Raw genomic sequence first — 25,871 nt, 5'->3', positions numbered from 1 at the left:
GGGCTCAGCCGGCGATGGGTCCGTCCCACTCGGTCGGCAGCGGGAGCGCCTCGGGGGCGACGGCCGCGACGATCTCGGTGAGCACGCGGCGGGTCTGCGTCTCGCCGACCCAAAGGTGCTTGCCGCCGTCGACGGCGATCAGGGTGGCATCCGGAACCGACGCGAAACGCTCGCGCGCCTCGGCCGGACGCAGGTAGTCGTCGAACTCGGGGACGAGGATCACCATGCGGCGCGGGTCGCCGGCCCAGGCTGCGACCTCCTCGGCCGTGGCGCGGTGCAGCGGCGGCGAGAGCAGGATGACGCCGTCGACGTCGTGGTCGCGGCCGTACTTCAGCGCGAGCTCGGTGCCGAAGGACCAGCCGACCAGCCACGGGCGGGGCAGGCCGCGCTCGCGCGCGAAGTCCACCGCCGCGGCGACGTCGAACGCCTCGGACGCCCCGCCGTCGAACGCGCCCTCGCTCGTCCCCCGGGGAGAGGTCGTCCCCCGGGTGTTGAAGCGGAGCACCGCCAGGTCGGCGAGGGCCGGCAGGCGCCCCGCGGCCTTGCGCAGGATGTGCGAGTCCATGAACCCGCCCGCGGTGGGCAGCGGGTGCAGGGTCACCAGCGTGGCGACCGGCGGACGCTCGGCGGGCAGGGCGAGCTCACCGACGAGGGTGAGGCCGTCGAGGGTCTCCAGCTCGATGTCCTCCCGCCGCGCGGGCAGCAGGACGGGTCCGCGTATCTCCATCAGGCGATCCTCCAGCAGTGCGTGTGCCAATGTCTGCGCGCCGCCAGGTCGGCGGCATCCCCCAGGACCCCGTCCGCGCGCCACACCACCACGTGGGCGACGCCGATGCCGACGGTACGTCCGCACCCGGGGCAGATGTACTCCTTCTGCGCCTGCGGGGCCGAGATCGGCTGCACCGTCCACTCGCCACCGCGCCGCGTCTCGGTGCGCTTCCAGCCGGCGATCAGACGGTCCAGCGAGTCGTCCCCCCGATCGGACGGAGGGCGGCGCTTACGGGACCGGGGCATGGATGCCGCTCACCACCAGTGGTTGCTGGTCCAGAAGCCGTACGCGGCCGCCCAGCTGCCGTAACGGCCCACGGCGTACCCGGTCGCCCAGCGCAGGTTGTCGACGGGGTCGTAACCGTTGCCGGGGACCTTGCTGCACGGCAGCGCCTGAACGAGGCCGCACGCTCCGGACGAGCGGTTGGTGGCGTTGGGGTTCCACCCGCTCTCGCGGCTGACGATGTAGTCGACGTAGCCCCAGTCCGACTCGGCGATGCCGGCGGCCGCCATCCACTCGGCCGAGGACCCGCCGCCCGAGTAGAGCACGGGGCCGGCCGCGCGCGAGGACCCCTCGGAGTCCGATGACGAGGATGAGCCGGTGCGGCTCGACGGGGTCGGAGTCGGCGTCGGGGTGGGCTTCGGCTTGACGAAGACGTTGTAGGCGGAGCGGTCCAGCACCGGCGCCGCGCGCTCTCCCCCGGTCGACACGGCCTGCGTGTCGCCGAGCCCTTCGGCGTACAGCGTGACGGTCTCGGGCTCGTCGGCCTGGGCGCTGAGGATGGCCCCGCCCATCGGGCCGACGTACGCCGCGGCGAACAGCAGGGCCGCCGTCGCACCGAAGACGCCGACGACGCCGCGGCGCCGCGACCACCGCGGACCGGGACGGTGCGGAGCGGGCGGCGGGACCACGTCGATCGTGTCCGCGCGCCGCGCCACGCGGCCCGAGGACGCGGGGGTGGGCTCGATTCCGGAAGTCACAGTGCCGCCGATTCTACCGACGCACGGCGCGCGCCGCGGTCCGACCTCACCCGACCGCCAGCATGACCTCGATGACGGCGTCGAGCACCGCGTCCACCTGGGTCTCGCGGTAGCCGCCGCGCTGCATGCGGAAGGCCACGGCCCGCACCTGCTCGGGCGTCACGGGGTCACCGGTCGCGAGATAGGCGGAGAGGCGGTCGGCCACGACGTCGACCTCGTCGACGCGATAGCCGTAGTGCAGGATGCCGACGCGGTCGAACCGGTGCCCACGCGGGCGGGTGAGGCGGTCGAGCACGATCTGCGCCGTGTCCCGCGTCTCCGCCACCCACGCGCGTGCGCCGAGACGCGAGAGGGCGTGCTCGCGCTCCCGGGCGGCGAACGCGTCCTCGATGCGACCGAGCGCCGCGTCGACGGGGCCGACGGCGTACCCGCCGCGCACGAGGGGGAAGGCGATGCCGCGCACCTCCGCCGCGCGGAGGGTCCCCGGCTCGTCCGCCTCGAACGCGGCGCGGGCCTTCGCGAAGAACACGTCGACCGCGCGCTTCTCGTACCCCCGCGCCCGCGCCGGGGCGTCGACGAACATCGGCGCGGCGGACGGGCTCGCAGCGGTCTCGACCATGATCACGACCCTCCCAGCGGGGACAGCAGGTAGTACAGCGCCAGTGCCGCCGTGGCCGACGGCAGGATCGAGTCGAGACGGTCGAGGACGCCGCCGTGACCGGGCAGCCAGGAGCTCATGTCCTTGATGCCGAGGTCGCGCTTGACCATCGACTCGCCGAGGTCGCCCACGGTGGCGGTCGCGAGCACGACGGCCCCGAAGACGAGTCCCGCCCACCACGGCACCTGCAGCATGAAGATCGCGAGCACGACCCCTGCGACGAGGGCGGCGACGCAGGCGCCCGCGAATCCCTCCCACGTCTTCTTCGGGCTGATGCGGGGCGCCATCGGGTGGCGTCCGCCGCGTCCGAAGGTGAGGCCGGAGACGTAGGCGCCGGTGTCGGCGACGACGGCGAGGACGAGGAACGCCAGGACCCACCATTCCCCTCGGTCCTGGGCCAGGAGGATCGTGGCCATGCTCCCGAGGAACGGCAGGTACAGCTGGATGAAGCCCGCGACCAGCACGTCGCCCATCACGTCGGCGTACGAGCGGCCGTCGGCGACGTGCATCTGCGCGACGAGGCGCCAGATGATGACGACGGCGACGGCGACGATCGCGAAGACCCAGTGCAGCCACAACCCGACCAAGAAGCCGCTCAGCAGGAGCCCCAGCCCGACGACGAGCTGCGGGACGACGTCCACTCGGCGCCCGGCGACCTGGAGCGCCCGGGCGAACTCGAACATCGCGAGCCCCACCGCCGCGGCGGCGAAGAGCACGAAGAGCCACTTGACGAAGATGAGCGAGGCGACGACGACGACGCCGATCGCGAGGCCGATGAGGGTCGCCACGATGAGGTCGCGGCCGGTGCGCTCCTTGAGCCGCTCGTTCCGCTGATCGAACTCGGCGCGCGCCTGCGCGAGGTGCTGCTCCGCATCGGAGCGCATCGACCGCAACTGCGACTCGAAGGCGGTGACGCCCTCCCCCGTCACCGGACCGCGCCGGAGCGCGTCGGCGCGGCGGCGCGGGGAGGAGTCGTTCGGCTCCGCGTCGTCGGTGCCGGGGGCCTGGGCCATCGGTCAGACCTCGAGCAGTTCGGCCTCTTTGCGCTTGAGCGCGTCGTCGATCTGGTCGACGTGCGTGCGCGTGATGCCGTCCAGCTCCTTCTCGGCGCGGACCAGCTCGTCCTCGCCGACGTCGCTCTTCAGCGCGTCCAGGTCGTCCTTCGCCTTGCGGCGGAGGTTGCGCACCTGCACCTTGGCGTCCTCGCCCTTGCCGCGGACGAGCTTGACGTACTCCTTGCGGCGCTCCTCGGTGAGCTCGGGCATTGTCACGCGGACGATGGTGCCGTCGTTGGTGGGGTTCACGCCGAGGTTCGGCATGTCGCGCACGGCCTGCTCGATGGCCTTGAGAGCGGACTTGTCATACGGGTTGATGACGAGCGTGCGGGCCTCGGGGTTGTTCAGCGAGGCGAGCTGAGCCAGCGGGGTGGGCGATCCGTAGTAGTCCACGAGGACCTTCTGGAACATCTGGGGGTTCGCGCGCCCGGTGCGGACGGTCGCGAAGTCCTCCTTGGCGGCCTCCACGGCGCGGTCCATGCGCGCTCCGGCATCGGCGAGGACATCGGCGATCACGGTGACTCCATTCGTTGGGACTGACGATTCAGTCTAGTCGCGCCCGGCCCGGGCGACCGGGCCGGGCGCGGCGCGTCATGCGGTGACGAGCGTGCCGATCGTGTCGCCGAGGAGGGCACGGGTCACGTTGCCCTCCGGCTCCATGCCGAACACGCGCATGGTCACGCCGTTGTCCATGCAGAGGCTGAACGCGGTCGAGTCGACGACCTTCAGACCCTGCTGCAGGGCGTCCATGTAGGTCAGTCGGTCGAGCTTGACCGCGTCCTGGTCGGTGCGCGGGTCGGCGGTGTAGACGCCGTCGACGCCGTTCTTGGCCATGAGCACCTCGGTCGCGCCGATCTCCAGCGCACGCTGAGCGGCGACGGTGTCGGTCGAGAAGTACGGGAGGCCGGCGCCGGCGCCGAAGATCACGACGCGGCCCTTCTCCATGTGCCGCACGGCGCGACGCGGGATGTAGGGCTCGGCGACCTGCGTCATCGAGATGGCGGACTGCACGCGGGTGGCGGCACCCGCCTGCTCGAGGAAGTCCTGCAGGGCGAGCGAGTTCATGACCGTGCCCAGCATGCCCATGTAGTCGGCGCGTCCGCGGTCCATGCCGCGCTGGCTGAGCTCGGCTCCGCGGAAGAAGTTGCCGCCGCCCACGACGATGGCGATCTCGACGTGCTCGACCGCCTCGGCGATCTCGCGGGCGATCTGCGAGACGACGTCGGGATTCACGCCGAGCTGCCCACCGCCGAACGCCTCACCGGAGAGCTTCAGGAGCACACGGCGGCGCTTGTTCGATTCTTGGGTCACGGATCTTGTCCTCTCGTCGGGTCCAAACTAGCGGTCCGCCTCGTGCGCGGACATCGGCCCGCGGCGGACGGGGACCATCCGCGGCAGGGCAGGGAAAAGGCCCGGGATGCCATGGCATCCCGGGCCTTCGTCATCGTCTTACGCGCCGACCTTGAAGCGGGCGAAGTCGGTCAGGGTGAGACCGGCGTCGGACGCGACCTTGGCGACGGACAGCTTGTTGTCCTTCGCGTAGTCCTGGTCGAGGAGCGACACCTGCTTGAAGAAGGCGTTCACGCGGCCCTCGACGATCTTCGGCAGAGCGGCCTCGGGCTTGCCCTCGTTGCGGGAGATCTCGGTGACGATCTCGCGCTCCTTCTCGACCTCGGCCTCGGGGACCTCGTCGCGGGTGAGGTACGAGGGGTTGGCGAACGAGATGTGCTGCGCGATGCTGCGAGCGGTCTCGGCGTCGTCGCCCTGGTACACGAGGACCACGCCGACCTGCGGGGGCAGGTCCTTGCTGGTCTTGTGGAGGTAGGTCTCGAACTTGTCGCCGCGCAGGGTGCGCACGCGACGGAGCTCGACCTTCTCGCCGATGATGGCGGCCTCGTCCGAGATGAGCTGCTCGACGGTCTGGCCGTCGGCGTCCGCGGCGAGGGCGGCCTCGGTCGAGTCGGCGCCGGCGGCGGCGGCCGCGGCGACGACCTTGTCGGCCAGCGCGATGAAGCGCTCGTTCTTGGCGACGAAGTCGGTCTCGCAGGCGAGCTCGAGGAGCGTGACGGCACCCTCGGTCTCCTTGGCGACGACCAGGCCCTCGCTCGTGGAGCGGTCGGCGCGCTTGGCGTTGCCCTTGGCGCCCTTGAGGCGCAGGATCTCGACGGCCTTCTCGACGTCGCCGTCGGCCTCCTCGAGCGCCTTCTTGGTGTCGACCATGCCGGTGCCGAGCTGCTCGCGCAGCGCCTTGATGTCGGCGATCGTGAAGTTTGCCATGGTGTGGCGTCTCCTTGTCGTGGTGCGTTCAGTGAGCCGGCGGGGCCGTGGGCCCCTCCGCGAGGGAGGGCCGTCACGACCCCGCCGGATCGTAGCTGGTGCGGGTGACGTCGCGGTGGCGCGACGACCCGGCGTCTTACTTCTCGGTGGCGGCGGTCTCGTCGGTCGACTCGGCGCCGGCCTCGGTGGCCTGCTCGTCGGCGACGACCTCGGCGGCCTCGGCCTGGGCCTCGTTCTCGTCGGCGACCTTCTCGGTGCCGGCGGAGGACTGCTCCGGGGTGCCCTGCTCGAGCAGCTCGCGCTCCCACTCGGCCAGCGGCTCGGCGGCCTCGGCCTCACCGGCGGGCTGGTGACGCTGGATCAGGCCCTCGGCGGCGGCGTCGGCGATGATGCGCGTGAGCAGGCTCACCGAGCGGATCGCGTCGTCGTTGCCGGGGATCGGGTACTGGAACTCGTCCGGGTCGGCGTTGGTGTCCAGGATGCCGATGACGGGGATGCCGAGCTTCTTGGCCTCGTCGACCGCGAGGTGCTCGCGCTTGGCGTCGACGACCCAGATCGCCGAGGGGGTCTTCTGCAGGTTGCGGATACCACCGAGCGACTTGTGCAGCTTGTCGAGCTCGCGCTTCTTGAGCAGGAGCTCCTTCTTGGTGAAGCCGCTCTCGGCCGGGTTCTCGTAGTCGAGCTCCTCGAGCTCCTTCATGCGGGCGAGGCGCTTCGACACCGTCGAGAAGTTGGTGAGGAGGCCACCGAGCCAGCGCTGGTTGACGTAGGGCTGGCCCACGCGCGTCGCCTGCTCGGCGAGGACTTCCTGCGCCTGCTTCTTGGTGCCGACGAAGAGGATGGTGCCGCCGTGCGCGACGGTCTCCTTGACGAACTCGTAGGCCTTGTCGATGTACGACAGCGACTGCTGGAGGTCGATGATGTGGATGCCGGAGCGCTCGGTGAGGATGAAGCGCTTCACCTTCGGGTTCCACCGGCGGGTCTGGTGTCCGAAGTGCACGCCGCTGTCGAGCAGCTGGCGGATGGTGACGACGGCCATGGTCGTACTCCTGTTCTGGGCGCGTGCGCGCCGTTGTTGCGGTTATTCGCGCCGGACAATGGTGACCGGCGAGCCTGGTGCCCGGCGCACACCCGCCTTCCGCCGGAGCGGAGGACCGTGGGGTGTGGATGCCACGCGATGCGGGACCCGATGAGGGACTCGCGGTGCGTCAGGGGCACGCGGAGTCATCCCGATGGACGGGATGCGACCTCCAGCATACAGGACGGCTCCTCCCCACACGGCGTGTTCGCCGGGGTGTCCCCGAGCGTCGGGTCCGCCCCTGCGGGACCCGCGGACGCCGCGGCAGACTCCCGGCATGCCGTCTCTCGCCTCCGTCCTCGGACTCGTGCTCGCCGCGCTCGTGCTGGTCGGCGGCAGTCCTCCTCCCGCGGACGACCTCGCCGCCCGCGGGTGGGTCTGGCCGGTGGAGGAAGTCCGGCTCGAGCGCCCCTTCATCGCTCCGGCGCACGCCTACGGTCCTGGCCATCGCGGCGTGGACCTCGGCGGCGCCGCGACCGTCCGGGCCCCGGCGGCGGGGACCGTCGCCTTCGCCGGCCCGGTGGCCGGTCGGCCCGTGCTGACATCGATCACGGGGACGGGCTGGTGTCGAGCTTCGAGCCCGTGACGTCGGATCTCGCGGTGGGGACGGATGTCCGGCGAGGGGAGGTCCTCGGCACTGTCGCGGCCGGAGGGCACACCGGGCCGGGAACCGTGCACGTCGGGGTGCGGCTGCACGGCGAGTACGTGAATCCGCTGCGGCTCCTCGGCGGCGTCCCGCGGGCGGTGCTCCTCCCCTGCTGCGCCGCGCTCTCCCCCGCTCCCTGACCCGCCCTCCCGCGCAGCCCCTGTCTTGGCCGTGACTTGTCGCAGATGTACGCGCTGCGGGCCCCTTCGCGTGCATATGGGGCACGTCAGCGCTGCGGGTTCTCGCCGTGACTTGTCGCAGACGTACGCGCCGCGGCGCCTTTCGCGTGCATTGGGGCACGTCAGCGCCGGGGGTGTCAGGAGACCGTGTTGCCGCGACCCTCGAGCGTCACGTTCTGCACCGAGCCGTCGGCCCGGATGGTGTTGTCCTGCCCCTGGATCTCGACGGCGGCGATGTCGCCGGTCGAGGAGACCGTCGACCGGTCGCCGCGGAGGGTCACCCGCGTGACCGATTGCGCGACCGACACCACGCCGTCGTTGCCCTGCAGCGTGATCGTGTCGGCGGCGGCCGCGTCCAGGCGGATGCGATCGCCCTGGATCTCGAGGGTGCGGATCGTCGCCGCCGTCGCGTCGACGGTGAAGGCGCTGCCGGAGACGATCACGCTGTCGCACGTGCCCTCCAGCCGCACCGTCGACTCCTCGCCGTTGAGAGCGACCGGGCCGTCGCCGCAGGCGATCACGTCCCCGACGGGAGCCGAGGAGGAGGCGGATGCCGAAGGGCTGACGAACGGGGACGGGGATGCCGCGGGGAAAGGCGTCGCCGGGGATGCGGCCGTGGGAGTGGCGTCGGGGGCGGCTGGAGGTAGCCGCGTCTCCACGGGCTGCGGGAGCGCGACGCACCCGCACAGCACGATGGCGACGGCCGCAACCGTCGTCAGTGAGGAGAGGCTCCGCCGTGATCCGTTCACGGACCCACGGTAGAGCGCCCGACCGGGCACCGCCAGGGGCGTCGCATCGCTCACGCGGGTCAGGCGCGCGGGTGGGCGAGACGGTACGCCTCGCGCAGGCGCTCCCCCGACACGTGCGTGTAGATCTGCGTCGTGCCGAGACTGGCGTGTCCGAGGATCTCCTGCACCGTCCGGAGGTCGGCGCCGCCGTCGAGGAGGTGCGTCGCCGCCGAGTGACGCAGGGCGTGCGGCCCGAGGTTCTCCGCCCCCACGGTGGGGCCGACGGTCCGCGAGACGAGCGCATGGACGGCCCGCGGCCCGAGGCGCCCACCGCGGCTGCCGAAGAAGACGGCACGCCCCGCCCCGCCGTCGCCGCGAGCGACGAGCACGGGGCGGCCGCGCACGAGGTAGGCGTCGAGCGCGTCGGCAGCCGGGCCGCCGAACGGCACGACCCGCTCCTTGTCGCCCTTGCCGCGGACCCGGAGGGTGCGGCGCTCGTCGTCGATGTCGTCGAGGTCGAGTCCGACCACCTCGGACACGCGCGTGCCCGACCCGTAGATGAGCTCGAGGAGCGCATGATCGCGAAGCGCGACGGCGTCGCCGTCCACCGCGGCCGCGCGCGCGGCGCGCAGCACCTCGTCGAGCGCATCGGCGGTGGCGACGACCGGGAGGGTGCGCCCGCGTTTGGGCGAGACGAGTCGGTGCGACGGGTCGGTGCCGATGACGCCCGCCTCCGACGCCCAGGCGAAGAAGCCGCGGATGGCGGCGGTGCGGCGGGCGGCCGTACTCTTCGCCAGGCCGCTGCGGGTCGCGTCCCACTGCCAGGACCGCAGGTGCTCGAGATCGACGTCCGCCAGCGGCAGGTCGCCGACCTGGGCGACGAGCGACGCCAGATCGGAGCGGTAGGCGCGGACCGTCGCGGAGGACAGCCGCCGAACCGATCGCAGCTGCTCGAGGTACGCCTCGATCGCCTCCGTGGTCCGCATGCCTCCAGCTTGCCCCCGGTCTCGACGCCGGGCACCGCGGCGCGCGGGAAGCGCGCCGCCGGTCCACGTCAGCGTCCGCCGCTCCGGCGCCAGGTCCCGTCCTCGTCGCGCTGCGCCTCTTCGCGCAGCTCGGCGAGACCGAGCAGCGCGAGGGTTCGGTCCGGATCAATTCCGCACCGCCGCGCGACCTCTGCGGTGGAGCGCCCGGTGCGCGACGAGAGCGCGTCGAGCACCCGGGTCCTGTCGTCGGTGCGACCGGTGTCCGCCGTGGGCGACACCGCAGCGTGGGTGGCCGGGTCCGACAGGCCGATCATCTCCCGCACGTCCTCGGACGACGTCACGCAGACACCGGAGAACTCGCGGAGGATGCGATGGCATCCGGCCGAGGCCGCGCTCGTCACGGGTCCGGGAACGGCCCCGAGCGACCGCCCGAGCTCGGCCGCGTGCGCGGCGGTGTTCAGAGACCCGCTCCGCCAGCCCGCCTCCACGACGACGACCGCGTCCGCTAACGCCGCGATGAGCCGGTTGCGCGCGAGGAACCGCCATTTGGTGGGCGCCGCGCCGCAGGGGATCTCGCTCCACACCGCGCCCGACGCCGACACCCGCGCCAGCAGCCCCTCGTGGCCGCGCGGGTAGGCGCGATCCACCCCGCCGGCCAGCAGCGCGATCGTGGTCCCACCGGCGGACAGCGCCGCGCGGTGCGCGGCCCCGTCGATGCCGTAGGCCGCCCCCGACACGATCACCACGCCGTCGGCGGCGAGCTCGGCGGCGAGATCCGCCGCCACACCTTCGCCGTACGCGGTCGCCGCTCGCGCGCCCACGAGCGCGACGGTGGGTGGGTCGGCCCAACCGACCCTGCCGCGCGTCCACAACGCGACGGGGGCGTGCGCCCCGAGGTCGTCGAACCGGGCCGGCCAGTCCGGGTCGCCCGGCAGCACCAGCCGCACCCCCGCCCTCCGTGCGGAGTCGAGCGCCGCCTCGGCGGTGTCGTGCCGCAGTCGCGGCAGCCAGCGTCGACGGGCGACGGCGAGCTCTTCGTTTTCGCCGGTCACCGCCCGGCGGAGCGCTTCGGCGGGGCCGTACGCGGCGATCAGGGCGCCCGCGACCCCGTCGCCGGGCTCCACCAGCACGCTCCACACGACTCGCGCCCGCACGTCCGCGGTCGGCTCCCCCGCGCGGACGCTCTCGACCAGCCGCCCCACGGCGACACCGTCGGCCTGACCGGGGGCGCTCATGCGGCCGCCCCCCGCCGCAGGAGGAGCGCGCGGCCCATGTCGTCCATGTCGATCGCATCGTGACCCGCGAGGTCGGCGACGGTCCACGCCGCGCGGAGGATGCGGTCGTACCCGCGGAGGGTTATCGCCCCGCGCCGGAGCGCCGTGTCCAGCGGCGCGAGCACCTCGGCCCGCGGGGCCGCCGGCCCCCGCAGCCACGTGCCCGGCACGTCGGCGTTGCGTCGCCACGGTGTCGCCCGCCACCGCTGGGCGGCGCGGAACCGCGCGCCGACGACCGCCGTGCGCGCGGCGGCGGTCGAGACCACCCGGTCCTCGAGGTCGCGCCGCGCCGCGGACACCCGGCGCAGGCGGAGGTCGATGTCGATCCGGTCCAGCAGAGGGCCGGACAGCCGCCGCGTGTACCGCCGGATCGCACTCGGCGCGCACTCGCACCGCCCGCCGGGGACGTCGTACTGGCCGCACGGGCATGGGTTCGTCGCGATCACGAGTTGAAAGCGCGCGGGATACGTCGCACTCGACCCCGACCGGTGCACCTGGATGACGCCGTTCTCGAGCGGCTGGCGCAGCGCGTCGAGGACATGCGCCGGGAACTCGCCACCCTCGTCGAGGAAGAGCACCCCCTCGCTGGCGCGCGCGATCGCCCCCGGACGTATCACCCCCGACCCTCCGCCGATCAGCGCCGCCGCGCTGGCACCGTGATGGGGGCTTTCGAAGGGAGGCGTCCGCGACAGCCGGGTGACGCTCTCCCCCGCGAGCGATCGCACCGAGGCGACCGAGAGCGCGGCCTCGTCGTCCAGCTCGGGGAGGATGCCGGGGAGCCGGCGGGCGAGCATGGTCTTGCCCGCGCCGGGCGGTCCGCTCATCAGCAGATGGTGCCCTCCGGCCGCGGCGACGATCAACGCGTCGACCGCCTCGGACTGCCCCACCACGTCCGCCAGCTCGAGCGGCTCGTCGCCGTCGGTCGGCAGCGCCGAGGACGGGACCGCGGGCAGCTCCGGCGCGTCGCTGCGGCCGCCGTGCCAGCGGACGACGTCGGCGAGGCAGGTCGCCGCCAGCAGCTCCACGCCGTCGACCAGCGCCGCCTCCGCCGCGTTCGCGGCGGGGACGACGACCCGCCGCCGTCCCGCGCGCACGGCGGCGACGACCGACGGGAGGACGCCCGGCACGGGCCGCAGTCGTCCGTCGAGCCCGAGCTCGCCGACGTGGACGGTGTCCGCGACGCGGGCGGCATCCATCCCTCCGGTCGTGGCGAGGGCCGCGACGGCGATCGCCACGTCGAAGCCGGAGCCCCGTTTCGGCAGGCTCGCGGGCGACAGATTCACCGTCAGCCGGCGCTTGGGCAGCTCGAGGCCGCGGTTGCCGCACGCGTTGCGCACGCGGCGCCCCGCCTCGCCCAGCGCCTTGTCCGGGAGTCCGATGATCGTGAACTCCGGTGTCTGCGGAGACAGGTCCGCCTCCACCTCCACCATGTCGCCGCGCAGGCCGGACAGCGCCACCGCCCACGTCCGCGCCACGGTCACAGCGCGTCCTCGAGGTGTTCGAGGCGACCCGTCGCCGGATCGGCGCCCGTCACCGCGATGGCATCCAGCCGCAGACGGTGACCGCGCGCGGCCTCGGGATGCGCGGCGATCCAGGCGAGAGCGAGCCGCCAGAGACGATCCGCCTTGCGCCGGTCGATCGCCTCGAAGGGATGGCCGTAGTCCTCGCTCGTGCGCGTCTTGACCTCCACCACCGCGAGGACCCCGGAGGTCTCCGCGACGATGTCGATCTCGCCCTGGCTGCACCGCCAGTTGCGCTCGATGATCCGGTAGCCGCACGCCTCGAGGTGGGCGACGGCACGGTCCTCCCCGGCTCGGCCGAGGTCGTCTTTCGCTGCCATGCCGTGGAGCGTGTCAGCCGCACGCACCCGCCGTGGGGCGCCGACCCCGCAAATGGGGACGGATCCTGCAACTCCCCGTCTGGGGAGGAGAGATCAGTTGTCCAGCGACAGCTCTTCCGGGAGCTGGAAGTCGCGGCGCGACAGCTCCTCGACGTTGACGTCCTTGAACGTCAGCACGCGCACCGACTTCACGAAGCGGTCGGCGCGGTAGATGTCCCACACCCACACGTCGGACATCGAGATCTCGAAGTAGAAGTCGTGCTCGGTGTCGCGACGCACGACGTTGACGTCGTTCGCGAGATAGAACCGGCGCTCGGTCTCGATCACGTACTGGAACTGCTGAACGACGTCGCGATACTCGCGGTACAGGGCCAGTTCGAGTTCGCGGTCGTAATCCTCGAAGACGTCGTCATCCATGGTGCTCCCATCCTAGGCGCGGCACGCCCGGACGGATGCCGTTCGGGCCGCTGCACCGACCGCCCGGGCGCGTCGCGCGTCCGCACCGGCACGCCCGGGCGGACGTCAGAACAGCGTCGGCGCTGCGGCGATCGCCCACGAATGCCGGTGGTGCACGCTCATGCCGTGGTCGCGGATCGCCTCGCGGTGATCGAGACTCGCGTAGCCCTTATTCCGGCACCACCCGTACGCGGGCAGATCGTCGTGCAGGCCCGTCATGATGTCATCGCGGGCGACCTTGGCGATGACGGATGCCGCGGCCGCGCTCGCGCAGTCCCGGTCGGCCTTGATGATCGGCCGCACCCGCAGCCCGGGCTCCCCGTGCGGGGTGATGTAGTCGTGGTTGCCGTCGAGGATGACCAGGGCGTCCTCGGGGACGATGCCGTGCGCGCGGAGGTCGGCGATGGCACGGACCGCGGCCAGTCCCAGCGCCCGGATGATGCCGATCTCGTCGATCTCCTCGGAGCTCGCGAACCCCACCGCGCTGGCCTGGACGAAGGCCGCCGCGCGTGCCGCCACCTCGGGCCGCCGCGCCTCGGGCACGAGCTTGGAGTCCCGCAGACCCGCCGGCACCCGTTTGCGCGACCGTGTCGGGTCGATGACGGCGGCACCGACCGCCACCGGTCCCGCCAGCGCCCCCCGGCCCACCTCGTCGAGGGCGATGACGAGCGCGTGCTCCTTCAGCAGCCTGCGTTCGAGCGTCAGAGTGGGCTCGATCACGGCGCCGCCTCCGGCGCGGGCACCCCCGCGAAGACCTCGTGATGAAAGTCGATGAGACCGAGCCGAGAGAACGGCCAGGTGATGACGAACGCGCGACCCACGACGTTGTCGATCGGCACGAAGCCCTGCCCGGGCTGATCCTGGTTGTACCGCGAGTCGCGGGAGCTGTTGCGGTTGTCGCCGAGCACCCAGAGCGATCCCTCGGGGACCGTCACGTCGTACGGGACGGGGTCGGGAGCGGTGCTGCCCGGGGCGAGCTTGACGTAAGGCGTCTCGTCGATCGGGACGCCGTTCACCTCGGTCTGCCCGAGCGCGTTGCAGCAGACGACGTGGTCGCCGGGGGTGCCGATGACACGCTTGATGAGGTGGTCGTCGCTGTCCGGCGCCGACAGGCCGACGAGCGAGAGGACCCAGTCGACGCCCTCCACCAGCGGCGGGCGCGGCGGCTGACCGGAGTTCGACGGCAGCCATCCGCCCGGGTCGCGGAACACCACCACGTCGCCGCGCCCGTATTCGCCGAAGCGCGGCGTCAGCTCGTCGACGAGGATGCGGTCCTTGATCATCAGGGTGTTCTCCATCGACGCGGACGGGATGTAGAACGACCGCACGACGAACGTCTTGACCAGGAACGACACGAGCAGCGCGATGACGACGATGACGAGCACGTCCCGCAGGAACACCGCCCATCCACGGCGACGCCGCGGTTCGGGGGCCAGCATCTCGGCATCCGAAGCCGACGCGGTCTGATCGCTCATGTGGTTCCTTCATCGGCGCGCCGAACGTCGGCGCGACCGCATGATCCAGGGTCGCACATCGACGCCCCGGGCCCCGACCACCGAGCCGGGAAATCACCTCGGAAGATCCCCGGATGCCACCACCTCTCGGGCGCCGGGGAGGCGGCATCCATCGGCCCGACGCGCCCGGGAACGACGAACGCCCCGCGGCCGGAGCCACGGGGCGTTCGAGAGGCGGGACTCAGCGGTCGCGCTTCTCCTTGATCTTGGCCTTCTTGCCGCGCAGCGAACGCAGGTAGTACAGCTTCGCGCGACGGACGTCACCGCGGGTCACGACCTCGATGTGGTCGATGACGGGGCTGTGGACGGGGAACGTGCGCTCCACGCCGACCTGGAAGCTGACCTTGCGGACGCAGAAGGTCTCGCGGACGCCATCGCCCGAGCGACCGATGACGACACCCTGGAAGACCTGGATGCGCGAGCGGTTGCCCTCGGTGATGTTGACGTGCACCTTGACGGTGTCACCGGGCGAGAAGGCGGGGATGTCGGAGCGGAGCGAAGCCGCGTCGACGGCGTCGAGGATCTGCATGATCGTCACTTCCTGCGACCGCCACAGGTCGATCGCACGATGATTGGGAAAAAGATGGATGCGTGCCCGAGCCGCGGAAGCGGCGGACTCCCCTGAGGCAGAGCCGGTCAGGGCACAAACGCCTATTCTGCCATGGCCGGGCACGGGGGCCAAACCGCGCGCCGAGCGCGTCCGTTCGCAGAGGGCCCCGCGCTCCCGGGGTCAGACGTCGCGACGCCCCTCGGGAACGACGATGACCTCGCCGTCGATGCGCGGGCGGGACCGCGGCTGCTCCCGGGTCGGCGGGATGTACCCCGTGCCGTCCGTCGTCCGGAGCACGGCCACCGTGCCGTCGCGCGCCTCCCGCCAGAGCGCCGTCAACGTCCACCAGAACAGTCCGAGGGCGCCGGCGACGGACAGCAGCAGGAGGGGGACGAAGGCACGGCCGTCGAAGAGGCCGAGGGCGACGATCACGAGGTGCCAAGCGCCGAAGAGGGCGACGTCCTTCCCGGACATCACCCCGAGCGTCCGCACGCTCGCCCGGGCTCGCGTCAGCAGGGCGAGGACGAGCTGCGTCACGAACACCGACGGGACGGCGATGAACACCCACAGCAGCGCCCACGCGCTGCCGCCGCTGAACGCGATCCAGCCCACGAAGAGCCAGAGCGGCAGCACGAACGCGGCGGGGAACATCCAGCGGGTGAAGAGACGACGCAGCACCATGGGCTCAGCGTACGCGGCGCACCCCGGAGGCAGCCGTGAGAAGGCCCGGCGGGCGGCCCCTGCCTTGTGACGGGCCGAAGTCGGGGACAATGGGAGGTCGACGGAAGGAACTCCCCCATGATCGAACTGCGCACCCCCGCCGAGATCGACGCGATGCGCCCCGCGGGCCGCTTCGTCGCCGAGGTGCTGGCGACCCTGCGCGACGAGACCAAGGTGGGGACGAACCTGCTGCACCTGGACCGTCGCGCACACGAGATGATCCGCGCCGCCGGGGCGGAGTCCTGCTACATCGACTACCACCCGTCCTTCGGGGCGAGCCCGTTCGGCAAGGTGCTCTGCACCTCGGTCAACGACGCGGTGCTCCACGGCCTCCCGCACGACTACGTGCTGCGGGACGGCGACCTGGTGTCTCTCGACTTCGCGGCGTCCGTCGACGGGTGGGTCGCCGACTCGGCGGTCTCCTTCGTGGTCGGCACCCCGCGGGACGAGGACCTCGCCCTCATCGACACGACCCGGCGCGCCCTCGCCGCGGCGATCGACACGGCCACCGTCGGCCGCAAGATCGGCGACATCTCCGCGGCGATCGGCGACGTCGCCCACGCGGACGGCCTCTCCGTCAACCTCGACTTCGGCGGGCACGGCGTCGGGCGCACGATGCACGGCGACCCGCACGTGGCCAACGACGGCAAGGCCGGCCGCGGCTACCCGCTGCGCGCGGGGCTCGTCGTCGCGCTCGAGCCGTGGTTCCTGCAGACCACCGACAAGCTCGTCACGGACGCCGACGGCTGGACCCTGCGCAGCGCAGACGGCTCGCGCGGCGCCCACTCGGAGCACACCGTCGCGATCACCGCGGACGGGCCGCTCGTGCTCACGGACCGGTCTTTCCTCGGCGTCGACTGACGGAGGAGGAGGGATGCCACGGCCCCGGGGTCGCGGCATCCCCGCTGCCTCATGGCGCGAAGCCGTCGACGCGGCACGCGCCGCGGGAAGCGGATGCGCGACCGGAACGAGGCCGTCCGGGCACGCCGTGCGACGTCAGTCCGGCAGCAGGTCCGGCCGACGCGTGCGCGTGCGCTCGATCTGCTGCTCGCGGCGCCAGGTCGCGACCGCACCGTGGTTGCCGCTGAGGAGCACCGGCGGCACCTCGCGGTCCCGCCACACGGCGGGCTTGGTGTACGACGGGTACTCGAGGAGGCCGTCCTCGTGCGACTCCTCGACGAGGCTCTCCGGGTTGCCGACGACACCAGGGATGAGGCGGCCGATGGCCTCGACCATGGCCATCACGGCCACCTCGCCGCCGTTCAGCACGTAGTCGCCGAGGCTGATGAGCCGGACCGGGCCGATCGTGGCGGCGTAGTCGAACACGCGCTCGTCGATGCCCTCGTAGCGACCGCACCCGAAGACCAGATGCGACGCCGTCGACAGCTCCCGCGCCGTGGCCTGCGTGAAACGCTCGCCCGCGGGCGACGGGAAGATGACGACGGGCGGCTCGGTGGCATCCCGCGTCACGTCGTCCAGCGCCTCGCCCCAGGGCTCCGGCTTCATCACCATGCCGGCGCCCCCGCCGTACGGGGTGTCGTCCACGGTCCGGTGACGGTCGTGCGTGTAGGCGCGCAGGTCGTGCACGCGGACGTCGAGGAGCCCGCTCTGACGGGCCTTGCCGAGGAGGGAGACCTCGAGCGCGTCGAAGATGGTGGGGAAGATCGAGACGACGTCGATGCGCACGTCAGGCGCGTCCCGCCGCGTCGTCCGTGGAGTCCGCGGCCGCAGCCGCGTCCGGACGATCGTCGGAGGACGGGGTCTCGTCGTCGACGGCGTCCGGCGCGGGCTCGTCGTCGTCGTCGGACGGGATGTCCTCGAACAGACCCGTGGGGGGCGTCACGACGACGCGTCCGCCGGGGACGTCGACCTCGGGGACGATGGCGCTGACGAAGGGGACGAGCACCTCGCGGTCCTCGCCCTCACCGGTCGGACGCACGATGAGAAGGTCCTGAGCGGGGAAGTGGTCGACGCGCACGACGCGTCCCACGACCTGGCCGTCGCGGACGACGTCGAGGCCGACCAGCTGGTGGTCGTACCAGGCGTCGTCCTCCGCGGGCGCGGTCTCGGTGTCCTGGTCGATCCAGAGGATCGCCTTGACGAGCTCCTCCGCCGCGGTACGGTCGTCGACGCCCTCGAAGAAGGCGACGGGGTGCGAGTTCATCCACCGGAACTCGCGGACGGTCAGCGGGCGCCCGTGCCACGGAGAGGACTCGGGGACCTGCAGGGTGAACGTCGCCCCGGGCACGAAGCGGCCCTCGGGGTCGTCGGTGTACAGCTCCAGCTTGAAGGCGCCCTTCAGGCCGTGGGCCTTCACGAGGCGTCCGACGCGGAGCTGGGTCTTGGCGGGGCCGCCCCCGCCGGTGTCGCCGGCCGCCATCAGTCGTCCGCGACGTCGACGCGCACGCGGCGACCGTCGGCGAGAGCGGTGATGAGCGTGCGCAGCGCCTTGGCGGTGCGTCCGCCGCGCCCGATCACGCGACCCCGGTCATCGGGGTGCACGCGGACGACCAGGACGTCGCCGCGCGGCGACGAGCTGGTTCGGATGTCCACATCCTCGGGGTGATCGACGATCCCCTTGACGACGTGTTCGAGCGCGGCAGACAGCACGGGAATTACTCGGCCGAGGTCTCGGCGGCGTCCTCGGCGGGCGCGTCGGCGGCGGGCGTCTCGTCGGCCTTCTTCTCGGCCTTGGGCTTGACGACCGACTTCTTGGCGGAGTCGGCCTCGAACGCGGCCTTCGGCTCGCGGACCTTGACGGTGGACTTGGCGTCCTTCTCACCCTTGTGGGTGCCCCAGTCGCCGGTCAGCTTGAGGATGGCGCGCACCTGCTCGGTCGGCTGAGCGCCGACGCCGAGCCAGTACTGGGCGCGCTCCGAGTCGACCTCGATGAACGAGGGCTCCTCGGTGGGGTGGTACTTGCCGATCTCCTCGATCACACGACCGTCGCGCTTGGTGCGCGAGTCGGCGACGACGATGCGGTAGTAGGGCGCACGGATCTTGCCGAGACGCTTGAGACGGATCTTGACAGCCACGATTTCTCCTGTGGTGGAAATGAACGAACCGGTCGCCTGGAGCGTGGGGTGCACACCCGGCGGAAGCTCAAAGAGGGGGCCCGACACTGGATAGAGGGTCGAGTGGCGGGTCCGACCCTCTATTCTGCCAGATCACCCGGCATGCCGCGTGACATCCGCGCCGCCGTGTCAGACTGACCGCATGGTGCTGCCGTTCGCCGCGTCCACGCGTTCCTCCGTGGGTCTGGAGTGGGAACTGATGCTCGCCGACCGCGAGACGGGCGACCTGGTCCCCCGAGCCCCCGAGATCCTCGCCGAGGTGGAGGAGGCGACGGCCCTCGAGCGGTTCACCGTCACGGGCGAGCTGCTGACGAACACGGTCGAGGTCACCAGCGGTGTGGGCACGACGGTCGCCGCCGCCGTCGACGACATCGCCGATGCCATCGGCGCGCTGCGTGCGGAGACCGAGCCCCGCGGCGTGGAGATCCTCTGCGCCGGCAGCCACCCCTTCGCGCAGTGGTACGACCAGGAGGTCACCGACAAGACGCGCTACCACACGCTCATCGAGCGCACCCAGTGGTGGGGGCGCAACATGATGATCTGGGGTGTGCACGTGCACGTCGGCGTCGACGACGTCACGAAGGTCCTCCCGATCGTCAACGCGCTGACCGTCTACCTCCCCCACCTGCAGGCGCTGTCGGCATCCAGTCCTTTCTGGGCGGGCGAGCGCACCGGGTACGTCTCGAACCGCGCCCTCGTCTTCCAGCAGCTGCCCACGGCGGGTCTGCCGTGGCAGCTGAACGACTGGAGCGAGTTCGAGTCCTACCTCGACGACATGGTCCGCACGGGGGTCATGGCGGACGCCTCCGAGGTGCGATGGGACATCCGCCCCGCGCCGAAGTGGGGAACCGTCGAGATCCGGGCGTGCGACGGCATGTCGACCCTCCCCGAGCTCGCCGCCGTGGCCGCCCTGGCGCAGACGCTCGTCGAGCACTTCTCCCGGCTGCTGGACGAGGGGCGCGAGCTCCCCGGTATCCCCCCGTGGTACGCCCGCGAGAACAAATGGCGCGCGGCGCGGTACGGGCTCGACGCCCGCGTCATCGTCGACCGGCAGGGGACGCAGGTCCCGGTCGTGGACCACCTGCGCGAGACCATGGAGGAGCTGGCCGACGTCGCGGTGGAGCTGAAGTGCGCCCGCGAGTTCGCCAGCCTCGAGACCATCCTCGCCACCGGCGGCAGCTCCGCCCGGCAGATCGCCGTCGCCGAGGCCGCGGACGGCGACCTCCACGCGGTCGTCCAGCACCTGATCCGGGAGTTCCGCGCCGGACCGACGCTGCGCGAGCACCTCGCCGCCCTCCGCGTCTGACGGACTCGCTGCCGACTCATAGCCGTGCGCCCCTAGGATCGCGCCATGACCGTCCGGCGCCCCCTCGTCGCCCTCTCCGCGGTACTCGTCGCAGCCCTGGCCGCCTGCGCGCCGCAGCCCGCCCCCGCACCCGCACCCGCACCGACCCTCACGTTCTCCGCCGCCTCCCCCGCCCCGAACGCGAGCGCCACCACGCCGCCCCGCCTGCGCGTGGTCACCGTCGGCGACTCGCTCATGTCCGGCTTCGGTCTCGACCTCGGCCAGGCGTGGCCCGTGCTCCTGGCCGGTCGCGCCCATCTCTCGCTCACCAACCTCGCGTGCAGCGGCATGGGCTTCGTCGTCTCCGGCGACTGCGGCACGCCCTACGTCGGCTTCGCCCCCGCCCTGGCCGCGCTGCAGCCGGACCTCGTCATCATCGAGTCCTCCAGCAACGACTTCGGCGAGGACCCCGACGACATCGCCGCGGAGACCCTCACGACCGTGGAGGAGATGCAGGAGGCGGCCCCGAACGCGCGGCTGGTCGGCCTCAGCACGATCTGGAACGACGAGGACGACATGCCCGAGGAGGTGCAGCTGACCTCGGACGCCCTCGCCGACGCGCTGGACCTCGTCGACGGCACCTACATCGACGTCGGGCAGCCGCTGGCGGGTCACCCGGACTGGATGCAGCCCGACGACGTGCACCCGACCGCGCGCGGCCAGAAGGCGATCGAGCAGACGGTCATGTCGCGGCTGCAGGCCGCCGGCGTGCTCCCCTGACGGGGCTCCCGGAAGGGATGCCGCCGGCGCACACCGGCCCCCGGGAGATCGCCGTCAGCCTCAGCGGTTCACCGAAGGGATGCCGTCGGCGCTCAGCCGCGGCCGAGGAGCTTCTGCAGCTCGGCGAGGTCCGCCTCGCTGGGCGCCGCCTGACCGCCGAGTCCGAAGCCCGAGCCGGTGGGCGCCGACGCGGCGACCCCGGCGTTCTCGGCCGCGCGCTTGGCGGGGTTGCCCGAGCGCGAGCCCTTCGCCTTCTGCTGCTTGCCGCGCTTGGACGAGGCGCCGGGCTTGCCCCCGACGGGACCCATGCCGGGGATGTTGGGCACCCCGCCGCGCGCGACGGTCTTCATCATCTTGGCGGCCTGGTCGAAGCGCTGGACGAGCTGGTTGACGTCGGTGACGGTCATGCCCGAACCGCGGGCGATGCGCAGACGGCGCGAGCCGTTGAGGATCTTCGGGTTGCGGCGCTCGGCGAGCGTCATCGACCGGATGATGGCCTCGGTGCGGTCGATCTCGCGCTCGTCGAAGTCCTCGAGCTGCTGCTTCATGCTCCCCATGCCCGGGAGCATCCCGAGCATCTTCTTCATGGAGCCCATCTTCTTCATCTGCTGCATCTGCTCGAGGAAGTCCTCGAGCGTGAACGTCTCGGTCGCGAGCTTCTCGGCGACCTTCATCGCCTCGGCCTCGTCGAACGCGTTCTGCGCCTGCTCGATCAGGGTGAGGATGTCACCGAGGTCGAGGATGCGGGATGCCATGCGGTCGGGGTGGAAGGGCTCGACGTCGTCGAGACCTTCTCCGGTGGACGCGAAGATGATGGGCCGGCCCGTGACGGAGGCGACCGAGAGCGCGGCACCACCGCGCGCGTCGCCATCGAGCTTCGACAGCACCACTCCGGTGAAGTCCACGCCGTCCTGGAAGGCCTTCGCCGTGTTCACGGCATCCTGACCGATCATCGCGTCGATGACGAAGAGCACCTCATCGGGCTGGGTCGCCTTGCGGATGTCGGAGGCCTGCTTCATGAGCTCGGCGTCGACGCCGAGGCGGCCGGCGGTGTCGATGATGACGATGTCGTGCTGCTGGCGGGTCGCGTGGGCGACGCCGTCGCGGGCGACCTTCACCGGGTCGCCGACGCCGTTGCCGGGCTCGGGCGCGTAGATCGCGGCACCGGCGCGCTCGGCGACGACCTGGAGCTGGTTGACGGCGTTCGGGCGCTGCAGGTCGCAGGCGACGAGGAGCGGCGTGTGGCCGTCCTTCTCGAGCATCTTCGCGAGCTTGCCCGCGAACGTCGTCTTGCCCGAGCCCTGGAGACCGGCGAGCATGATGACGGTCGGCGGGTTCTTCGCGAACTGCAGACGGCGCTGCTGGCCGCCCAGGATGCCGATCAGCTCGTCGTTGACGATCTGCACGACCTGCTGCGCGGGGTTCAGGGCGCGGTTGACTTCGTCGCCGAGGGCGCGCTCGCGGACCGCGGCCGTGAACTCCTTGACCACCGGCAGGGCGACGTCGGCGTCGAGCAGGGCACGGCGGATCTCGCGTACCGTCCCGTCGACGTCGGCGGGCGTGAGCTGGCCCTTCTTCCGGAGATTGCGGAAGGTCTCTGTGAGCCGGTCGGAGAGGGTGCCGAAAGTCGCCATGATGAGACGAGTTTACGCGGGCGCGTCGTCCCCCGTCGCCCGCTCCCCCGTCGGGTCGCCGCCGTCCGACCGTGACGACGGCCGATGGCCGGGCTCGTCCCCCGGGACCCGCGACCCGCGCTCGCGCGCCGGCATTGCGGCGGGGACCGCCTCGAGCGCCCGGGACAGCAGGGACTCGAGCATCGTGCGCCCGGCGCCTGCCACCGCCCACCGCTGGATGGCGGCCAGGACCGCGCCCCCGTAGGCGGCGCCGACGACGTCGGCGCGGAGCCCGTCCACGCCGGCGGCGCGGAGCCGCTCGGCGACGACGGCGGCGAGGCGGGCCTGACGCAGGGCGCCTTCCCGGAGGAGCTCCTCGACGACGCCCATGGCCTCCGCCTGACCGAAGGCCAGAGCGAGGCTGTCCGGCCGGAAGTCCTCGGCCAGCGCCTGGACGGCCGCGCGGACGGCGGCATCCGGATGCTCGTCGTCCTCCTCGTCGTCGCGCAGGCGCGTCGTCAGCGCGAGGATGCGCTGATCCAGACCGCCCCACAGCACGTCGGCCTTGCCGTCGAAGTAGTTGAAGAAGCTGGAGCGGCTGACGCCGGCGCGACGCGTGATGTCGGAGACGGAGGTGGCGTGATAGCCGCGCTCGAGGAAGAGCTCGCAGGCCGCTTCGGACAGCACCTCGCGCGACGACGCGCGGGGTCGCCCGCTCCGGGACTGGGTGGCCATGGCCTCAGCCTAGGACGCCGTCCCACGTGTAATCTTGGACGCAATCCAAGAAGCGGCGGGAGCGTCCATGCTGGACATCGAACACGTGGGGTTCGCCCCCGACTACGTGCCGTATCTCGACGGCTGGGCGCTGCAGCGCGCGGTGCACGCGGACGTCGTGTCCGGTGATCGCCCCGACACGCTCCTGCTCCTCGAGCACGAGGCGGTCTACACGGCCGGCAAGCGCACCGAGGCGCACGAGCGACCGACCGATGGCACGCCCGTCGTCGACGTGGACCGCGGCGGCAAGATCACGTGGCACGGACCGGGCCAGCTGGTCGGCTACCCGATCGTGCGCCTGCCCGAGCCCATCGACGTCGTCGCCCACGTCCGCCGGCTGGAGGGGCTGCTCATCGCCGCCCTGGCCGTGCACGGGGTCGACGGGTTCCGGGTCGACGGCCGCAGCGGAGTATGGGTCCGACGCCCCCTCGGCGTCGACAAGATCGCGGCGATCGGCGTCCGCGTCGAAAGAGGTGTGACCATGCACGGCTTCGCCGTCAACTGCGACAACTCCCTCGCCGGGTTCCGGCGCATCGTCCCCTGCGGGATCACGGATGCCGGGGTCACGACGATCAGCGAGGTCGTCGGCGCCGACGTGTCCCCCGTCGACGTCCTGTCGTCGATCGAGGGCCTCTTCACCGCCGAGTACGCGGCGGTGTCCGCATGAGCGCCTGCGGCACCCGCGGCGCCGGGGCCGAGCCGTCCACCGCCCCCAATGGCCGGAAGATGCTGCGCCTCGAGGTCCGCAACGCGCAGACCTCCATCGAGCGCAAGCCCGAGTGGATCAAGACGAAGGCCAGGCTCGGACCCGAGTACACCGCGCTCCAGAAGCTCGTGAAGAGCGAGGAGCTGCACACGGTGTGCCAGGAGGCCGGCTGCCCCAACATCTTCGAATGCTGGGAGGACCGCGAGGCGACGTTCCTCATCGGCGGCTCGCAGTGCACCCGCCGCTGCGACTTCTGCCAGATCGACACGGGCAAGCCCGCCGACTACGACACCGACGAGCCCCGCCGTGTCGCCGAGAGCGTCACCCGGATGCAGCTGCGGTACGCCACCGTCACCGGCGTCGCCCGCGACGATCTCCCCGACGAGGGCGCGTGGCTGCACGCCGAGACGGTCCGTCGCATCCACGCCGAGAACCCCGGCACGGGTGTCGAGATCCTCGCGACCGACTTCTCCGGCAACCCCGCGCACCTCGAGGAGGTCTTCTCGTCGCGCCCAGAGGTCTTCGCGCACAACGTCGAGACGGTGCCGCGCATCTTCAAGCGCATCCGTCCGGCCTTCCGGTACGAGCGCTCCCTCGGCGTCCTGACCGCGGCCCGCGAGGCGGGTCTGATCACCAAGTCGAATCTCATCCTCGGCATGGGCGAGGAGCCCGAAGAGGTCGTCCAGGCGCTGAACGACCTGCACGAGGCGGGCACCGACATCATCACGATCACGCAGTACCTGCGCCCCACGCCGCGCCACCTCCCGGTGCAGCGCTGGGTCAAGCCCGACGAGTTCGTCGAGTTCAAGGCGGAGGCGGAGCGGATCGGCTTCCTCGGCGTGCTGGCCGGGCCCCTGGTGCGCTCGTCGTATCGTGCCGGACGCCTGTGGGCGCAGTCGATGGTGTCGAAGGGGCGGGAGATCCCGCCGCACCTCGGTCACCTCGCGAAGGACATCGCCTCCGCCGACGCGGGCTTCGCCCAGGCCGTCTGAGTCACACGGGCCAGACGTAGGGCAGGTCGTCCGGGACGTCGCCGAACTTCGGACGGTAGAACGCGGCATCCTTCCGGATGAGGTTCGACCGGTGCGAGAGATGCAGGGCCGGGTCGCCGAGCCACGGCGGCAGGTCGAGGTCGTCCTGAGGGATGCCGTCGACCTCCGGTGCGAAGGGGAGGATCTTGTCCCGCACCGTGTCGGCCCGCCCCTCGGCGATCCAGGCATCGGTCATGACGAGGCCGTAGGAGACCAGCGCCGGGAGGTGGCCGTCCCACATCTTCGCGGCGGGGTGGTGGCGCCACCCGTGCCCGGGGACCGTGAGGGCCCGCAGCAGCTGGAACGTCTCCACGCGCTGCTTGCCGAGACGTCGGGAGTCCAGCGCCCGGGCGGACTCGACGAACGACGGGTACGGCAGGAAGGTCTGCACGTCAGTCGGCGCTCGTGACCGACTGCACCCGTCCGTCGGACGCCAGGTTGACGAGCAGCACCTCGTCGGTCGCATCGGGGTCCAGCGCGTACTCCAGGACGGCGAACGGGTCCGCGCCCCCGTGCTCGTCGGCGAGGATCGTCATGCTCACGAGCTGCAGGGCCTTGATCACGTCGATGTGGGTGTCGCCCGAGGCATCCACGAGGAGGTCCTCGAGCTCGTCGCCGAGGCTCGCCTGCTGCTGCAGGATGTACTCGGTCACCTCGCTCGTGCGGTCGTCGAGCTCGTTGACCATGGCGTTGCGAGCCGTGAGGTCGATGGCCTCCAGCGAGGACACCATGGCGGCGGCCACGTCGAGCGCGTCGATGGAGACGTCGTCCTGATCGGGGGCGGTCAGATCGACGGTCACGCTCTGGTCGCCGAACTCCACGTTCTCGGACCAGAAGATGGATCCGTCCGGGCCCGACTCGAGGAGTCCGAAGAAGTCGTGCTCGATCGCCATGGCCC

34 protein-coding genes are annotated in these 25,871 nt (G+C 71.9%); 7 read left to right on the top strand and 27 right to left on the bottom strand.

Annotation, left to right across the window (positions count from 1 at the left end; translation table 11 throughout):
* Window positions 1–4: 4 nt before the first annotated feature.
* The 9 genes from MRBLMI1_RS02895 to rpsB all read right to left on the bottom strand — a co-directional run bounded on the left by MRBLMI1_RS02895 (window position 5) and on the right by rpsB (window position 6,778).
* Complete coding sequence (locus MRBLMI1_RS02895) at window positions 5–727, bottom strand: alpha/beta hydrolase (RefSeq protein ID WP_367726644.1); 723 nt, start codon at window positions 725–727, stop codon at window positions 5–7.
* On the bottom strand, window positions 727–1,014 hold the full coding sequence (locus MRBLMI1_RS02890) for a hypothetical protein (RefSeq protein ID WP_367726643.1): 288 nt from the start codon (window positions 1,012–1,014) through the stop codon (window positions 727–729). Before MRBLMI1_RS02890 ends, MRBLMI1_RS02895 begins: the two co-directional genes overlap by 1 nt.
* A 9-nt stretch (window positions 1,015–1,023) precedes the next feature.
* Window positions 1,024–1,749, bottom strand: a complete 726-nt coding sequence (locus tag MRBLMI1_RS02885; RefSeq protein ID WP_367726642.1) for a transglycosylase SLT domain-containing protein — start codon at window positions 1,747–1,749, stop codon at window positions 1,024–1,026.
* 46 nt (window positions 1,750–1,795) lie between these two features.
* The gene (locus tag MRBLMI1_RS02880) at window positions 1,796–2,368 is read right to left on the bottom strand and encodes a DivIVA domain-containing protein (protein WP_367726641.1); all 573 of its coding nucleotides are present in this window, start codon (window positions 2,366–2,368) and stop codon (window positions 1,796–1,798) included.
* A 2-nt stretch (window positions 2,369–2,370) separates the two neighbouring features.
* Window positions 2,371–3,420, bottom strand: a complete 1,050-nt coding sequence (locus MRBLMI1_RS02875; protein ID WP_367726640.1) for a phosphatidate cytidylyltransferase — start codon at window positions 3,418–3,420, stop codon at window positions 2,371–2,373.
* A 3-nt stretch (window positions 3,421–3,423) separates the two neighbouring features.
* Window positions 3,424–3,978: a ribosome recycling factor gene (gene frr / locus MRBLMI1_RS02870; RefSeq protein ID WP_367726639.1), complete on the bottom strand. Its 555-nt coding sequence runs from the start codon at window positions 3,976–3,978 to the stop codon at window positions 3,424–3,426.
* A gap of 75 nt (window positions 3,979–4,053) precedes the next feature.
* Window positions 4,054–4,773 (bottom strand): UMP kinase, encoded by a 720-nt coding sequence (gene pyrH / locus MRBLMI1_RS02865; protein WP_367726638.1) that lies wholly within the window; start codon window positions 4,771–4,773, stop codon window positions 4,054–4,056.
* A gap of 138 nt (window positions 4,774–4,911) precedes the next feature.
* Window positions 4,912–5,739: a translation elongation factor Ts gene (tsf, locus tag MRBLMI1_RS02860; protein WP_367726637.1), complete on the bottom strand. Its 828-nt coding sequence runs from the start codon at window positions 5,737–5,739 to the stop codon at window positions 4,912–4,914.
* A gap of 136 nt (window positions 5,740–5,875) precedes the next feature.
* The gene (rpsB, locus tag MRBLMI1_RS02855; protein WP_367726636.1) at window positions 5,876–6,778 is read right to left on the bottom strand and encodes a 30S ribosomal protein S2; all 903 of its coding nucleotides are present in this window, start codon (window positions 6,776–6,778) and stop codon (window positions 5,876–5,878) included.
* A gap of 316 nt (window positions 6,779–7,094) precedes the next feature.
* On the opposite strand from rpsB, the gene MRBLMI1_RS02850 reads away from it, so the two are divergent.
* Together MRBLMI1_RS02850 and MRBLMI1_RS02845 are read left to right on the top strand one after the other, a co-directional pair.
* On the top strand, window positions 7,095–7,403 hold the full coding sequence (locus MRBLMI1_RS02850) for a hypothetical protein (RefSeq protein ID WP_367726635.1): 309 nt from the start codon (window positions 7,095–7,097) through the stop codon (window positions 7,401–7,403).
* Window positions 7,400–7,603 carry a hypothetical protein gene (locus tag MRBLMI1_RS02845; protein WP_367726634.1) on the top strand — a complete coding sequence of 68 codons (204 nt, stop codon included), beginning with the start codon at window positions 7,400–7,402 and terminating at the stop codon, window positions 7,601–7,603. Before MRBLMI1_RS02850 ends, MRBLMI1_RS02845 begins: the two co-directional genes overlap by 4 nt.
* A gap of 176 nt (window positions 7,604–7,779) precedes the next feature.
* Here the strand turns inward: MRBLMI1_RS02845 and MRBLMI1_RS02840 are convergent, their stop codons facing one another.
* From MRBLMI1_RS02840 to MRBLMI1_RS02795, 10 genes are all read right to left on the bottom strand, one after another.
* Window positions 7,780–8,391 (bottom strand): DUF3060 domain-containing protein, encoded by a 612-nt coding sequence (locus tag MRBLMI1_RS02840; protein WP_367726633.1) that lies wholly within the window; start codon window positions 8,389–8,391, stop codon window positions 7,780–7,782.
* A 59-nt stretch (window positions 8,392–8,450) separates the two neighbouring features.
* Window positions 8,451–9,356, bottom strand: a complete 906-nt coding sequence (locus MRBLMI1_RS02835; RefSeq protein ID WP_367726632.1) for a tyrosine recombinase XerC — start codon at window positions 9,354–9,356, stop codon at window positions 8,451–8,453.
* Window positions 9,357–9,424: 68 nt separating this feature from the next.
* Window positions 9,425–10,591: a DNA-processing protein DprA gene (gene dprA, locus MRBLMI1_RS02830; protein ID WP_367726631.1), complete on the bottom strand. Its 1,167-nt coding sequence runs from the start codon at window positions 10,589–10,591 to the stop codon at window positions 9,425–9,427.
* Window positions 10,588–12,111, bottom strand: a complete 1,524-nt coding sequence (locus MRBLMI1_RS02825; protein WP_367726630.1) for a YifB family Mg chelatase-like AAA ATPase — start codon at window positions 12,109–12,111, stop codon at window positions 10,588–10,590. Before MRBLMI1_RS02825 ends, dprA begins: the two co-directional genes overlap by 4 nt.
* Window positions 12,108–12,470, bottom strand: a complete 363-nt coding sequence (locus MRBLMI1_RS02820) for a YraN family protein (protein WP_367726629.1) — start codon at window positions 12,468–12,470, stop codon at window positions 12,108–12,110. Before MRBLMI1_RS02820 ends, MRBLMI1_RS02825 begins: the two co-directional genes overlap by 4 nt.
* A 93-nt stretch (window positions 12,471–12,563) precedes the next feature.
* A complete protein-coding gene (locus tag MRBLMI1_RS02815) occupies window positions 12,564–12,887 on the bottom strand; it encodes a DUF2469 family protein (RefSeq protein WP_013586353.1) in 324 nt (107 codons plus the stop codon).
* A 105-nt stretch (window positions 12,888–12,992) separates the two neighbouring features.
* Complete coding sequence (locus MRBLMI1_RS02810) at window positions 12,993–13,646, bottom strand: ribonuclease HII (RefSeq protein WP_367726628.1); 654 nt, start codon at window positions 13,644–13,646, stop codon at window positions 12,993–12,995.
* Window positions 13,643–14,401 carry a signal peptidase I gene (gene lepB / locus MRBLMI1_RS02805; protein ID WP_387054174.1) on the bottom strand — a complete coding sequence of 253 codons (759 nt, stop codon included), beginning with the start codon at window positions 14,399–14,401 and terminating at the stop codon, window positions 13,643–13,645. The genes MRBLMI1_RS02810 and lepB overlap by 4 nt, the downstream gene beginning before the upstream one ends.
* Before the next feature lie 220 nt (window positions 14,402–14,621).
* Window positions 14,622–14,969, bottom strand: a complete 348-nt coding sequence (gene rplS, locus MRBLMI1_RS02800; RefSeq protein ID WP_367726627.1) for a 50S ribosomal protein L19 — start codon at window positions 14,967–14,969, stop codon at window positions 14,622–14,624.
* 201 nt (window positions 14,970–15,170) lie between these two features.
* The gene (locus MRBLMI1_RS02795; RefSeq protein WP_367726626.1) at window positions 15,171–15,671 is read right to left on the bottom strand and encodes an MFS transporter permease; all 501 of its coding nucleotides are present in this window, start codon (window positions 15,669–15,671) and stop codon (window positions 15,171–15,173) included.
* Window positions 15,672–15,788: 117 nt separating this feature from the next.
* Here MRBLMI1_RS02795 and map point away from each other — a divergent pair, with 117 nt between their 5' ends.
* A complete protein-coding gene (gene map, locus MRBLMI1_RS02790) occupies window positions 15,789–16,571 on the top strand; it encodes a type I methionyl aminopeptidase (RefSeq protein WP_367726624.1) in 783 nt (260 codons plus the stop codon).
* A 135-nt stretch (window positions 16,572–16,706) separates the two neighbouring features.
* Here map and trmD read toward each other — a convergent pair whose 3' ends face one another.
* Genes trmD through rpsP form a run of 4 tightly spaced genes read right to left on the bottom strand, consistent with a single transcriptional unit; the run spans window position 16,707 to window position 18,745 of the window.
* Window positions 16,707–17,396: a tRNA (guanosine(37)-N1)-methyltransferase TrmD gene (gene trmD, locus MRBLMI1_RS02785; RefSeq protein ID WP_367726623.1), complete on the bottom strand. Its 690-nt coding sequence runs from the start codon at window positions 17,394–17,396 to the stop codon at window positions 16,707–16,709.
* 1 nt (window position 17,397) lies between these two features.
* Window positions 17,398–18,090 (bottom strand): ribosome maturation factor RimM, encoded by a 693-nt coding sequence (gene rimM / locus MRBLMI1_RS02780; protein WP_367726622.1) that lies wholly within the window; start codon window positions 18,088–18,090, stop codon window positions 17,398–17,400.
* A complete protein-coding gene (locus MRBLMI1_RS02775) occupies window positions 18,090–18,320 on the bottom strand; it encodes an RNA-binding protein (RefSeq protein ID WP_367726620.1) in 231 nt (76 codons plus the stop codon). The genes rimM and MRBLMI1_RS02775 overlap by 1 nt, the downstream gene beginning before the upstream one ends.
* A gap of 5 nt (window positions 18,321–18,325) precedes the next feature.
* Window positions 18,326–18,745, bottom strand: coding sequence for a 30S ribosomal protein S16 (gene rpsP, locus MRBLMI1_RS02770; RefSeq protein WP_367726619.1), 420 nt, complete (start codon window positions 18,743–18,745; stop codon window positions 18,326–18,328).
* A 181-nt stretch (window positions 18,746–18,926) separates the two neighbouring features.
* On the opposite strand from rpsP, the gene MRBLMI1_RS02765 reads away from it, so the two are divergent.
* Both MRBLMI1_RS02765 and MRBLMI1_RS02760 read left to right on the top strand, forming a co-directional pair.
* Entirely contained in the window at window positions 18,927–20,090 is a 1,164-nt protein-coding gene (locus MRBLMI1_RS02765) for a glutamate--cysteine ligase (RefSeq protein ID WP_367726617.1), read from the top strand.
* A gap of 45 nt (window positions 20,091–20,135) precedes the next feature.
* Entirely contained in the window at window positions 20,136–20,849 is a 714-nt protein-coding gene (locus MRBLMI1_RS02760) for an SGNH/GDSL hydrolase family protein (RefSeq protein WP_367726615.1), read from the top strand.
* Window positions 20,850–20,941: 92 nt separating this feature from the next.
* On the opposite strand, the gene ffh is transcribed toward MRBLMI1_RS02760, so the two are convergent.
* Both ffh and MRBLMI1_RS02750 read right to left on the bottom strand, forming a co-directional pair.
* Window positions 20,942–22,483, bottom strand: coding sequence for a signal recognition particle protein (ffh, locus tag MRBLMI1_RS02755; RefSeq protein ID WP_367726614.1), 1,542 nt, complete (start codon window positions 22,481–22,483; stop codon window positions 20,942–20,944).
* A 12-nt stretch (window positions 22,484–22,495) separates the two neighbouring features.
* The gene (locus MRBLMI1_RS02750) at window positions 22,496–23,197 is read right to left on the bottom strand and encodes a TetR/AcrR family transcriptional regulator (protein ID WP_367726613.1); all 702 of its coding nucleotides are present in this window, start codon (window positions 23,195–23,197) and stop codon (window positions 22,496–22,498) included.
* Window positions 23,198–23,264: 67 nt separating this feature from the next.
* Here MRBLMI1_RS02750 and lipB point away from each other — a divergent pair, with 67 nt between their 5' ends.
* Window positions 23,265–23,903, top strand: coding sequence for a lipoyl(octanoyl) transferase LipB (gene lipB / locus MRBLMI1_RS02745; RefSeq protein WP_367726612.1), 639 nt, complete (start codon window positions 23,265–23,267; stop codon window positions 23,901–23,903).
* The gene (gene lipA, locus MRBLMI1_RS02740; RefSeq protein WP_367726611.1) at window positions 23,900–24,934 is read left to right on the top strand and encodes a lipoyl synthase; all 1,035 of its coding nucleotides are present in this window, start codon (window positions 23,900–23,902) and stop codon (window positions 24,932–24,934) included. Before lipB ends, lipA begins: the two co-directional genes overlap by 4 nt.
* A gap of 1 nt (window position 24,935) precedes the next feature.
* Here lipA and MRBLMI1_RS02735 read toward each other — a convergent pair whose 3' ends face one another.
* Both MRBLMI1_RS02735 and MRBLMI1_RS02730 read right to left on the bottom strand, forming a co-directional pair.
* The gene (locus MRBLMI1_RS02735; protein WP_367726610.1) at window positions 24,936–25,364 is read right to left on the bottom strand and encodes an MSMEG_6728 family protein; all 429 of its coding nucleotides are present in this window, start codon (window positions 25,362–25,364) and stop codon (window positions 24,936–24,938) included.
* Between the two features lies 1 nt (window position 25,365).
* Window positions 25,366–25,866: a DUF2004 domain-containing protein gene (locus tag MRBLMI1_RS02730; RefSeq protein WP_367726609.1), complete on the bottom strand. Its 501-nt coding sequence runs from the start codon at window positions 25,864–25,866 to the stop codon at window positions 25,366–25,368.
* Window positions 25,867–25,871 lie beyond the last annotated feature (5 nt).

It is taken from the genome of Microbacterium sp. LMI1-1-1.1 (genome assembly GCF_040815675.1).
Lineage (GTDB): Bacteria > Actinomycetota > Actinomycetes > Actinomycetales > Microbacteriaceae > Microbacterium.
The sequence above is the reverse complement of the archived record's forward strand: the minus strand, read 5'-3'. Positions and strand labels throughout refer to the sequence as shown.